Source organism: Micromonospora sp. ATA51, assembly GCF_016802855.1.
GTDB lineage: Bacteria > Actinomycetota > Actinomycetes > Mycobacteriales > Micromonosporaceae > Micromonospora > Micromonospora sicca.
This window is the reverse complement of record NZ_JAEVHJ010000210.1, coordinates 1-11,714: the sequence shown is the minus strand read 5'-3', so window position 1 is coordinate 11,714 and position 11,714 is coordinate 1. Positions and strand designations below refer to the sequence as shown.

The 11,714-nt window shown below is 74.4% G+C and carries 9 protein-coding genes and 1 pseudogene; 4 read left to right on the top strand and 6 right to left on the bottom strand.

Going from position 1 to position 11,714, the window contains the following annotated elements; all coding sequences use genetic code 11:
- The 4 genes from JNW87_RS26165 to eccCa form a co-directional block, all read right to left on the bottom strand.
- The coding region (locus tag JNW87_RS26165; protein ID WP_238454599.1) for a S8 family serine peptidase at positions 1-1,221 on the bottom strand (1,221 nt) is incomplete at its 3' end.
- An 85-nt stretch (positions 1,222-1,306) separates the two neighbouring features.
- Positions 1,307-1,585, bottom strand: a complete 279-nt coding sequence (locus JNW87_RS26160) for a WXG100 family type VII secretion target (RefSeq protein WP_089011442.1) — start codon at positions 1,583-1,585, stop codon at positions 1,307-1,309.
- Between the two features lie 28 nt (positions 1,586-1,613).
- Positions 1,614-1,922 carry a WXG100 family type VII secretion target gene (locus JNW87_RS26155; RefSeq protein WP_109801118.1) on the bottom strand — a complete coding sequence of 103 codons (309 nt, stop codon included), beginning with the start codon at positions 1,920-1,922 and terminating at the stop codon, positions 1,614-1,616.
- 221 nt (positions 1,923-2,143) lie between these two features.
- Entirely contained in the window at positions 2,144-6,106 is a 3,963-nt protein-coding gene (gene eccCa, locus JNW87_RS26150; RefSeq protein WP_109801119.1) for a type VII secretion protein EccCa, read from the bottom strand.
- Positions 6,107-6,280: 174 nt separating this feature from the next.
- On the opposite strand from eccCa, the gene eccD reads away from it, so the two are divergent.
- Entirely contained in the window at positions 6,281-7,678 is a 1,398-nt protein-coding gene (gene eccD / locus JNW87_RS26145; protein WP_109801120.1) for a type VII secretion integral membrane protein EccD, read from the top strand.
- On the opposite strand, the gene JNW87_RS26140 is transcribed toward eccD, so the two are convergent.
- Positions 7,662-7,907, bottom strand: coding sequence for a hypothetical protein (locus JNW87_RS26140; RefSeq protein WP_238454598.1), 246 nt, complete (start codon positions 7,905-7,907; stop codon positions 7,662-7,664). The two genes, eccD and JNW87_RS26140, sit on opposite strands and share 17 nt — an antisense overlap.
- Positions 7,904-8,833, bottom strand: coding sequence for a type VII secretion protein EccE (locus tag JNW87_RS26135; protein WP_238454597.1), 930 nt, complete (start codon positions 8,831-8,833; stop codon positions 7,904-7,906). The genes JNW87_RS26140 and JNW87_RS26135 overlap by 4 nt, the downstream gene beginning before the upstream one ends.
- 161 nt (positions 8,834-8,994) lie before the next feature.
- Here JNW87_RS26135 and eccB point away from each other — a divergent pair.
- The 3 genes and pseudogenes from eccB to JNW87_RS26115 all read left to right on the top strand — a co-directional run.
- A pseudogene (gene eccB / locus JNW87_RS41700) lies at positions 8,995-10,472 on the top strand (type VII secretion protein EccB).
- A gap of 118 nt (positions 10,473-10,590) precedes the next feature.
- A complete protein-coding gene (locus tag JNW87_RS26120) occupies positions 10,591-10,962 on the top strand; it encodes a hypothetical protein (RefSeq protein ID WP_109801123.1) in 372 nt (123 codons plus the stop codon).
- On the top strand, positions 10,955-11,714 hold a 760-nt coding region (locus JNW87_RS26115), incomplete at its 3' end, for a WXG100 family type VII secretion target (RefSeq protein ID WP_238454594.1). The genes JNW87_RS26120 and JNW87_RS26115, both read left to right, overlap by 8 nt.

Sequence of the window (11,714 nt, the reverse complement as noted above, 5' to 3'; positions counted from 1 at the left end):
CGGCGGACCGAGCGGCGGCTGCGGGCGGGACGCCGCCCGGCCGCGCACGCCGCGCCGGGTGAGCCACACCAGCAGCACGACCAGGCCCGCCACGACCAGCAGGCAGAACCCGGTCGCGAGCGCGGGACCAGCGCCCTTGGCCAGCCCGAAGGTGACCATCGGCTCGTCGTCGCGGCCGTCCCGGCTGCTGCTGGCGGACGGCGCCGGCGGCGCGGCCTCGAGCAGCGGGTTGGCGGAGACCGGCGGCACCGAACGGGTCAGCGCCGCGAGCGGGTCGACCACGCCGAACCCGAATCGCGGGTCCCGTCCCGACGGCCCCGCGTCCCGCGCGGTGCGGATCAGGCGGTTGACCACATTGGCCGCGTCCAGGTCCGGGTAGCGCGACCGGACCAGGGCGGCCACCCCGGAGATGATCGCGGTGGAGAGGCTGGTGCCGTCGTTGACGACGTATCCGTTCGGCGAGACCGTCGGCGGGGCCGGGGCGATGATCCGCTCCCCGGGCGCGGCCAGCACCAGCTCGGGGCCGGTCGCCGAACCGCTCCACAGGCCACCGGAGCGGCCGGTGCCGCCGGCCGCGACGACGCCCGGGATGCTGGCCGGCGCCTGCACGCCGACCATGCCCTGCTCGACGTTGCCGGCCCCGGCCACCACGACCGCGTCCTTGCCCAGCGCGTACCGGACCGCGTCGGAGAGCTCCCGCTTGCGGGAGTCGTTCACCAGCGACACGTTGATCACGTCCGCGCCGTGGTCCGCGGCCCACCGGATGCCCGCGGCGATGTCGGCGTTGCGGTCGTCCGCGCCGAGGCCGACCGGCAGGATCTTCGCCTCCGGGGCGATGCCCAGCTCGTGCATCACGCCACCGCCGCGGCCGGCGATGACGCCGGCCATGCCCGTGCCGTGGCCCTTCTGCCCGTCCGGATCGCTCCGGCCGTCGGCGGCCACGTCGGCGCTGAGCCCCTTGCCCGGCAGCACCTGGCCCTTCAGGTCGGGGTGGGCGGCGTAGACGCCGGAGTCGACCACCGCGACCACCACACCCCGGCCCTTGGCGAGCCGGTGCGCCTGGGGAATCTTCAGCGGGTCGAGGTACCACTGGAGACCGCGTACGGTGTCGGCGGCGCGCGCCGGGGCGGGCCCGACCAGCGGGCCGGCGCCGGCCGTGGCGACCAGCGTCAGTATGGCGGCGGCGGAACTCAGCAGTGGTCGGCGCTTGCCCGTACCCATGGCACTCCCAGGACCTCGGTCGACACGTGACGCACTGCGGCTCCGGTCCGGTCGAGCCGGACCGGAGCCGCAGCGGTCGATTATCTCACTGCCAGACCTTGGCGTTGCTCATCTCGGTGGAGACGTAGTTCTCGCGCGCGATGCCCACGGCCGCGCCGATGTCGTTCAGGACCTTGTTGATGTCTCGCACGGCGGCGTCCCACTGGGCCTGGTGCTGCTGGTACGCGGCGCGGTCCTGACCGTCCCACTCGAGCTTGGTCAGCATCGAGCGCAGCGTGTCGAGCTTCTCGTCGATGGTCCGCGAGATGGCCTGCATCTGCTGGTTGCTGCTCTCGAGGACTGCGTAGTCAACCTTGATGCTCATGAGTTCCTCCTCTGCTCGCCTGCGCGGATCACGGGTTGAGAGCAGAGTGGAACTTGTCCAGCATCTGCTGCTGCTCTTCGTCGTTGACCTGGTGCGTCGTACCCGACTTGTCGAGCAGGTCTGCGATGCTGTCCATCGCCGTCAGCAGCTTGACGGTGTCCTCGTTCCAGCGATTCATGAGCTGCTGGAAGCCCGTGGACGCCTGCCCCTTCCAGGCGATGGCCAGGTCGTCGACCACGTTCCAGAGCTTCTTCAGCTCGCCGTCGACCTCGCTGCGCGTGGACCGCACGTCACTCGCGGCGGTATGGAGAGTCGCAGCTTCGACCTCGAACGCCATGCTTCACACCCTTCCGTCATCTTCGTGGCGGCGGATCTGCCGCGCCCCTCCCCCGCGGCAAGGCAACCAACCCCACCGACGGACATCCTCGATGAGACGGTAACCCACGGCGGCAAGCGGTCGCAGCCCGCCAAAGCCGCAAATAGCGCGAGTCCGCAGTGGAATTGGCGACACCGAACGGCCTCCGGCCGTCCACAAGGGAGTCCGCGGAGCGGCCCGGATCAGGCCGGCTCCGACCAGGCGGTCTGGATGAGCTGCTGACCGTCGCGCCGGCGCACCAGCGTGCCCCGGCCCGGTGGCTGCGGGCTCGGCCGCAGGGTGCCGAAGACGGCGCCCTCCTCCCGGTTGCCAGACATCAGCAGGCCCGGCGAGTCCAGCTCGCGCAGCCGCTGCAGCACCGGCTCGTAGAGCGCCCGGGCCACGCCGCCGACCCGGCGCGTGACGATCAGGTGCAGGCCGATGTCCCGGGCCTGCGGCAGCAGCTCGTGCAGCGCGCTGAGCGGGTTGCTGCCGCCGGAGGCGACCAGGTCGTAGTCGTCGACCAGGATGTAGAGGTCCGGCCCCTTCCACCAGCTCCGGTCACGCAGCTGCGCGGTGGTCACGTCCGGACCCGGCAGCCGGTTCTGCAGCGCGCTGCGGATCGACCCGAGCCCCTGGCTGAACGCCTGGTTGGACGGTGCGTAGTCGAGCAGGTGGTCGCCCTCCACCGCACCGAGCAGGCCGCGCCGGTAGTCGGCGATCACCAGCCGGGCCTGGGCCGGGGTGTACCGCTCGACGATGCCCCGGGCGATCAGCCGCAGCACGTTGGTCTTGCCGCACTCGGCGTCGCCGAAGACGGTCAGGTGCGGCTCGTTCGCCAGGTCCAAATAGACCGGGGCGAGCGCCGACTCGTTGACCCCGATCGGCAGGCCCGGCGCCGACCGGTCGACCACCTTCGCCAGCTCGGCCACCGGCAGCCGGCGCGGCAGCAGCCGTACCTTCGGGGCCGGACGGCCCGGCCAGTTCGCCGCCACGTGCCCGGCCAGGGCGACCGACGCCTCGGTCAGGTCGTCCACGTCCCGCTTGCCGTCGATCCGCGAGACGGCGGTCAGGAAATGCAGCTTGTCGCGGGTCAGGCCGCGGCCGGGCGAGCCGACCGGGACGTTCTGCGCCGCCCGGCGGTCGATCTCGGACTCGGCCGCGTCGCCGAGCCGCAGCTCCAGCTTCGTGCCCAGCAGGTCCCGCATGTTGATCCGGATCTCCGCCCAGCGCACGGCCGTGATCACCACGTGTACGCCGAAACCCAGCCCCCGGTTGGCCAGGTTGGTGATGGTCTGCTCCAGCTCCTCGTACTCCTGGCGCAGCGTGTTCCAGCCGTCGACCACCAGGAACACGTCACCGAACGGGTCGTCGGCGAACTCGCCGGCCGCCCGCCGCCGCCGGTAGCCGGCCACCGAGTCGATGCCGTGCTGGGCGAACCGGGTCTCCCGGTCGTCGAGCACGGCGACCACCTCGGCCACCGTCCGGCGGACCGCCTCGGTGTCCCGCCGGCCGGCCACCCCGGACACGTGCGGCAGCCCCTCCAGGCTGCGCAACGCCCCACCGCCGAAGTCGAGGCAGAAGAACTGCACCTCGCGCGGGGTGTGGGTGAGCCCCAGGGACGCGATCATCGAGCGCAGCATGGTGCTCTTGCCGCTCAGCGAGGCGCCCACGATCACGACGTTGCCGCCCGCGCCGGCCAGGTCCACCATCATCGGGTCGCGCCGCTGCTCGTACGGGCGGTCGACCACGCCGACCGGCACCGCGAGCCGGCCCCGGCCGGGCCAGTTCGCGGTGCACAGCCCGAAGGTCGGGTGCACGCCCAGCGGCGGCAGCAGCTCGCCCAGGCTCGGCGGCTCGGCCAGCGGCGGCAGCCAGACCTGGTGCGCCGGCCGGCCCTGACCCTTGAGCCGGTCGATCAGCACGTCCAGCATGGCGACCGCCTTGCCGTCCGTCGGCTGCTCCGGCTCCGGCGCCGTCTCCACCGCGGTCTGGGCGACCGGCGCCGACACGAAGTCCACCCCGTACGGCACGATGCGGCGCTGCACCTGCGCCCGGGTCGACCGCTGCACCTGCCCCGGCGGCCGGTACGGCCCGGACACGTACGCCGCCCGGAACCGCAGCATGGTGCTGGTGTCGGTCTTCAGATACCCGTGGCCGGGGGCGCTCGGCAGCTCGTACGCGTCTGGCACGCCCAGCACGATCCGGCTCTCCACGGCGGAGAAGGTGCGCAGACCGATCCGGTACGACAGGTGCGTGTCGAGGCCGCGCAGCTTCCCCTCCTCCAGCCGTTGCGAGGCCAGCAGCAGGTGCACGCCGAGCGACCGGCCGAGCCGGCCGATCATCACGAACAGGTCGATGAAGTCCGGCTTCGCGGCGAGCAGCTCGCTGAACTCGTCGCAGATGATGAGCAGGCTGGGCATCGGTTCCAACTGCTCGCCGGCGGCCCGGGCCTGCTCGTAGTCGTACCGGGAGACGTAGTTGCCGGCGGCCCGCAGCACCTCCTGCCGGCGGTTCATCTCACCGGCCAGGGCGTCCCGCATCCGGTCGACCAGCGGCAGCTCGTCGGAGAGGTTGGTGATCACCGCACTGGTGTGCGGCAGCGCGTCCAGCGAGGCGAAGGTGGCGCCGCCCTTGAAGTCGACCAGGACGAAGTTGAGCTCCTCCGACGAGTGCGTCACCGCCAGCGCGGCGACCACCGTACGCAGCAGCTCGCTCTTGCCGGAACCGGTCGCACCGATGACCAGCCCGTGCGGGCCCATGCCCTCGTGCGCGGACTCCTTGAAGTCCAGCTCCACCACGTTGCCGTCCGGGCCGACGCCGAGCGGGATGCGCAGCCGGTCCCGGTGGCTGCGCGGCCGCCAGCTCTGCCGCACGTCCACCGCGGCGGCGTCGCCGACGCCGAGCAGGTCGGGCAGCTCCATGCTCCGGGCCAGCGGCTCGTCGCTGCTGGCCTGCTGCTGGGAGAGCCGGTAGGGGGCGATCAGCCGGGCCAGCCCCTCGGCGGCCGCCTCGCTCAACCGGTCCGGCGCGCCCAGCCGGGACGTCGAGGAGCCGCGGACCAGGTCCAGCCCGCTGCCGTCGCCGGCGTCGAGGCAGAGCAGCCAGCGGCCCGCGTCCCGGGGCACCGTCCCGGAGAGGTCGATGACCGTGGCGCCGAGCAGGCCCGGCCCCATCAGGTGACAGGTCGGCGAGATCTCCCCGCCGTCGATCACCACCACGACGTGCGATGCGGTGGTGAGCGGCTTCGCCTCCGGAGCGAACCGGGGCCGGCCGGCCAGCTCGTTGGCGAGGGCCGACTCGGCCTCGGCGAGGCTGGCGAAGACCAGCCGGCGCGCGCCCGCCGCGTCGGTACGGCCCGGGTGCTGGGCGTGCGGCAGCCACTTGACCCAGTCCCACACCGGCTGCCGGTCGGGCGCGGCCACCACCGCGACGATCAGGTCGTCCGGGGCGTGGAAGGTGACCAGCTGGCCCAGCGCGGCCCGGGTCAGGTCGAGCACCGGCTCCCGGTCGCCGCGCAGCACGATCCGGCTGAACGCGCGCAGCGACAGCGCGGTGGGCAGCTCCGGCACCGTGGAGTGGGCGCGGACGAAGCGCCGCAGCGCGATCGCGCTCATCGGCTCCAGGTCCTCCACCGGCTTGGTCTCCGGCGGCACGATCTCCACCGCCAGCCGCTGCGGGCCCAGCGCGATCCGGGCCTCGCCGAAGTCGTCCTCGGTGATCCGCCGCTCCCAGAGCCGCCGGGACGAGGCGATCGACCAGAGCGCGTCCGGTTCGGGGTGCCGCCAGGACATCGCGGCGCGCTGCTGCTCGGCGGCCCGCCGGGTGCGCTTGCGCATCTGAGCCAGGTAGCGCATGTAGTCGCGCCGCTCGGCGTTCAGCTCGGCCTTGTCGTTGCCGCCGTTGGACATCGTGCCGATGGCCATGCCCAACATGGACACCCCGAAGAGGCCGCCCGCGACGTACGTCATCATGCCGCCGCCGCGGCCCGCGTAGAGAAACGCCATCGCGCCGACGCCGCAGATCATCGGCAGGATCATCAGCAGCTGACCCATCCCGCGCGGCTGCGGCTCGGGCAACTCCGGCGGGGACTCCAGCAGCACCTCGCCCCGCGGCAGCGCGGGCCCCGGTTGACGCGGAAGCCGGCGGAACACCACGGTGCTCACGGCTGGCTGTCTCCTCCCCAAGAGCGGCCCTGATGCGGTTCGCGACCGACCGGAGTCGTCGGGTGGGCATCCTATGCGCCCGCCATCGTAGGTAATCTCCCGTGGGCGCCGTGGACCCACTACGGGCGGTGCCACCGGCCGAGGTGGATCGTAGGCGAGCACGAGGAGGCCACAGTGGCGACGAAGACGGCGACCGGCGGGCTGAGCCGGATCACCATCGTGGCGCCGCGGACCAGGATGGATCTCGCCCTGCCGTCCGACGTGCCCCTGGCCGACCTGCTGCCCACCCTGCTGCGGTACGCCGGCGAGGACCTCGCCGACGAGGGGGTCCGGCACGGCGGGTGGAGCCTGTCGCGGCTCGGCGGGCAGCCGCTGGACGGTGGTCGTACCGCGGCGCAGCTCGGCGTCCGCGACGGCGAGGTGCTCTACTTCAACCCGCGCGCCTCCGCCGCCCCGGAGATCGTCTTCGACGACGTGGTGGACGCGGTGGCGACCGCCACCAACCAGCGGCCCGGTACCTGGCAGGTCGGCACCACCCGGTCCTTCGCGGTGCTCTTCGCCGGGGCGGCCCTGTCGGCCGGCGCGCTGGCCGCGCTCTTCGCCGGCCCGCCCCAGCTGCCCGGCGCGCTGGCCGCGCTGGTGGTCGCGGTCGCCCTGCTGGTGAGCGCCGCGGTGGTGTCCCGGGCGGGCGGCGACAGCCGGACCGGTGCGGTGCTGGCCGTGGGCGCCCTCGGTTACGCGGCGGTCGGCGGGTTGCTGGTCCTGGCCGGCGACCGGAAGCTGACGGAGCTGGCCAGCCCGCACGTGTTGCTGGCCGCGACCGCGGTGGTGCTCTTCGGGGCGATCGCGGCGCTGGCCGTCGGCGACCGGCTGCCGCTCTTCTTCGGCGCGACCGCGGTCGGCGCGGCCGTCGGTCTGGGCGCCGTGCTCTGCCTGGTCTTCGGCGTCGGCGCGGCGGCCGCCGCCGCGGTGGTCGCGACCGTGGCGTTCGCCGTCCTGCCGGCCCTGCCGATGATCGCCTACCGGCTGGCCCGGCTGCCCGTGCCGTCGATCCCCACCGGCCCGGAGGACCTGAAGACCGACGCGGAGAGCGTCGACGGCCGGCAGGTGCTGCGGGACAGCGAGCGGGCCGACCAGTTCCTCACCGGGCTGCTGTGGACAGTCGCCCTGCTCGTCCTCGGCGGGCAGGTCCTCCTCGCCGCCAACGGCCGGTTGCCGGCGGTGCTGCTCTGCCTCGTGCTGGCCCTGCTGTCGCTGCTGCGGGCGCGGCCGTTCATCGGCCGGGCCCAGCGCGCCCCGGTGCTGTTCGCGGGCACGGTCGGCCTCGGGCTGGCCGCCGCGGCCACCTTCGGCGCCGCAACGCTGCCGGTCCGGCTCGGCCTGATCCTGGGCGGGCTGCTGCTGGTCGCCGTGATCAGCCTGATCTACGGGTTGACCGTGGCCGGCAAGCGGATCTCGCCGGTGTGGGGTCGGACCCTCGACATCGTCGAGGTCCTGCTGATCGTCGCCCTGGTGCCGCTGGCCGCCTGGGTGTGCGGCCTCTACGGCTGGATCGTCAACCTTCGACCGTGACCGTGCCCATCGCGGTGCCGACCGGCGCAGTGGCATAGACGCCGGGACCGTGCTGGCCGTCCAGCGGGCGGGCGGGCACGCCGCAGCGCTTCGCCACGCCCCGGACGGCCTTCACCAGGGCCGCCGCGTGGCCGTCCATCGCCGCCACCCGCAGCAGCGGGGGCACCCGGCGCCCGCCGGGCAGCACCACCGCGGCCACCGTGTGCGACGGGGCGGAGGTCGCGGTCACCGCGTCGACCAGCGCGCCGAGCGACCCGTTCGGCCGCAGCCGCAGGGCCAGGCAGCGCTGGGTCCAGCCGCCCCCGCGCAGGCTGGTCCAGCTCTCCGCGGGAGACTCCGGCGCCAGGTCCAGCCCGGCCGCGGAGACCACCGCCGCGTGCAGCTCGTCCCGGCCGAGGACCCGGTGGCTGAGACGGCCGCGTTCAGCGCCTTGCCGAGCCGGCCGATTCCGGCCGCGACCGTACGGTGCACGCCGCGCATCCCACCGCCCCGGCTGACCGTCTCGGCGCGGGCGTCGGACACCGAGAGCCGCAGCGCCACCCAGACGGTCCGGTGCGCGGCCGGCGGCGCGCCCGGCGCCGGGTACCAGACCAGGGTGTGCGAGACGACCTGGGCCTGGGTGACCGGGCCGGTGAAGTCGGCGAGCACCGCGAGCGCCCGGTCCACCACGGCCGCCTCGACGGAACCGGCCGGGGCGCCGGACCGGCCGGTCAGCGCGACCGCGGCGAACCAGCCCCGGTCGTCCTGGCCGATGCCGAGCCGGGTGTTCCGCTCGGTCAGCTCGACCACGGTCAGCTCCGGGGCGAGCGCGGCCAACCGGGGATCGCCGGCCGGCGCCGCCCCCCGGGACCGCTCCCGGCGGCGCCGTAGCCGGCGGCGGAGCATCAGGTCCTCGTACCACCAGCGACCACCGCGCCGGGCGAAGGCGGCGCCGACGGCCAGCAGGGCGAGCACGCCGACGAGCCCGAGCAGCCAGCCGGGGCCGCCCGTGGCCAGCCAGACGGCGAGCGCGGCGCACTCCAGCACCACCAACTGGCCGACGACCACCGGCCCGAGCCGGCCGCGACGCCGCCGGTCGACCGGGGCGACCGGTCGGTCCGCCGGCACGGCGGGAACGGCGGCCGTACGACCGGGTGGCGCCTGGACCTGCGTCATCGGTGAGCGTCCCTTCTGGACATCCTGGCATCCGCCGGCTGGGGCCGCCGCCGGAGGACGGGCGGGGTCCCGGTGGACCGCCGACGGCCCCTTATCGTAGGGAAGCCCGCGGCGGAGCTCTGACCTGATCGTCGCGGATCCACCCCCGCCGGAGGTTAGCCATGCGGACCCGCCGCGACCAGGTGCAGGCGTACCGCTTCGTCACCCGCCGCATCGTCTCCGCGTTGCTCTCCGGCGATCCGGAGACCAACGACCTGCCGATGCGGCGGCTCGGCATGGCGGTCTTCGGCAGCGTGCTGGTGGCGGCCATCGTGCTCGGCGGCGCCGGCGCTTACGGCCAGCTCACCGGCAACGCCGCGCCGCTGGAGGCGAACACCCTGGTGATCGAGCGGGAGACCGGCGCCACCTACGTCTTCGCCGACGGGCTGCTGCACCCGACGCTCAACTACGCCTCCGCCCGGCTCATCCTCAACGAGGGGGACCCGCCGGTGCGGACCATGTCGCAGGCGTCCATCAAGGACCGGCCGCGCGGTCGTACCGTCGGCATCGTCGGCGCCCCGGACGACCTGCCGGACCGCAAGTCGCTGGTGGGTCTCCCCTGGTCGGTCTGCGACGTGCCGGACCCGGCGGACCCGCGGCGGTCGCGCACCCGGGTGGTGATCGACCATCCGCTGCCCGGCGGCACCCCGCTCGCCGACCAGGCCGCGCTGGTCCGCGCCGACGACGCCCGGTACCTGCTCACCGCCGGGTCGCAGCTGCGCCTCACCGGGGGCGAGCAGGCGCTGGTGGCGCTGAAGATGGCCGGCGCGGCCACCCTGACCGTGGGGCAGCAGCTGCTCAACGCGGTGCCGGCCGGGCCGCCGCTGCGCAAGCCGACCATCGACGGGGACGGGAGCCCCAGCGGCCTGACGGTGGCGGACCGGCGGCGAAGCTCGGCCAGGTGTTCCGGGCCGCCGGCCAGCACTACGTGCTGACCCGGCAAGGGCTGGCGGCGGTCGGCGAGGTCACCGCCCTGCTGCTGCTCGGCGACGGCGGTCAGATCACCGACATCACCCCGGACCAGGCCGGTCAGCTCCTCACCGACCAGCGGCTGGAGGCCGAGGGCACGCCGCAGCGGCTGCCCGCCCTGCGCGAGGTCCACGCCGGCCAGACCGTGCTCTGCGCCAGCTACCGGGCCGGCGCCGCCGGCGGGCCGCCGGCCACCACCCTCGAGGTCTTCGACCGGGCGCCGGCCGAGTTGACCGGGGACGCCGCGGTCGCCGTACGCCAGAGCGCCCGGGACGCGGTCCGCACCGCGGAGAGCGTGCTGCTGCCCGGCGGGAAGGGTGTCCTGGTCCAGGCCGCGGCCGGGTCGGGCGAGGGGGGCGCCGCCGCGGCCGGCTCGACCGTCTACCTGGTCAGCGCCCAGGGCGTCCGCTACCCGTTGGGCACCCGCTCCGGCGACGCGCTGACCGCGCTCGGGTACGGCGGCGTGACCCCGCTGGCGGTGCCCGCGTCGCTGCTGGCGCTGATCCCGACCGGTCCGGCGCTGGAGCGGGCGGACGCGTTGGCCTTCTTCGAGCCGGCGGCCGACGGCTCGGCCCCCGCCACGGCGGGACCGGCGGAGAGCCCGGACGCGGCGCCGGTCGAGGGCGGCTGAGCGACCGACGGTCCGATGTGGAGTCGAACCCCCGGCTCGACGGGTCGCCCCGGCTGGCCCCGGTCGACTAACCTGGGCATGGCCAACGGTTATCGACGATGACTACGGGGATGCAGCCATGACCGGGCGCACGACAGTCGACGTACTGTCCTTGGAGGACTTCCACCAGCGGTTGGCGGGTCGGCTGACCGAGGTCGAGTCGGTGCTGCGGAAGCTCAACACCGAGCTGCAGTGCCGGCCGCCGGCGCTCGGCTCGTTCGCCCACGCCACCGAGAACGAGCGCCGCTACAGCGAGACCCACGCCAGCTACGTGGCGCAGGCCGAGCGGCTGCGCAAGGCGATCGTCGCGGCGCAGACGGCGACCAGCACGATCATGGCGAACTACCGGACCGCCGAGGCGCGCAACGCGGCGAGCGCGGCGGACATCCTCGCCGCCCTCGCGGGCGTCGACGAGGCGCTGAAGCCGGCGGAGGGGGACCCGCGTGTCTGAGTACACCCAGCGCTACCAGCACGTCAGCCACCAGGAGCTGTACGACGGCGTGAAGTCCGGCGACCCCAAGCAGGTGGACGGCCTGAGCGCGCAGTGGAGTTCGCTGAAGGACACGCTGGAGGGCCTCGGCCGGGATCTCAGCGGCGACCTGGACGCGCTGGGCCGGTCGTGGACGGGCGACGCCGCCCGGGAGTTCCAGCGCCGGCTGGACCTGGTGGTCGGCTACTCGGGGGACCTCGCCCAGGGGATGACCGACGTCCGCCGGGCGCTCACCATGATGGCCGACGAGCTGCGTACCGCCCAGCAGCAGGCGGAGAGCCCGGAGGCCACCGACGACAACGACAAGGCGCTCTCCGGCGCCGGCAAGGGCCTCCTCCTCGGCGGTGTCCCCGGCGCCGTGATCGGCGGGTTCATCGGCCACGAGCAGGACAAGGCCGAGCAGGAGAAGGCGCACCAGCGGATGGTGCAGGTGGTGGCCGCGCTGGCCGAAGGGTACGACTTCTCCGCGTACGGGCGGGTGGTCACCGCCCCGGCGCCGGATCCGGACCTGCCGGGCCACACCGACCGCTCGGGCGCGACGACGAGCGGCGGGCCGTCCGTGGGCACCCCGTCGGCCGCGCCGCACTCCGGCACGTTCACCCGTGCTTCCGGGGCCACCGCGACCACCTCCGGCGTGCACCACTCGGCGCCGACCAGCGGTTCCGCGGAGGGCACGAGCGGCCACGGCAGCCAGCCGGTCGGTGCCGGCCGGC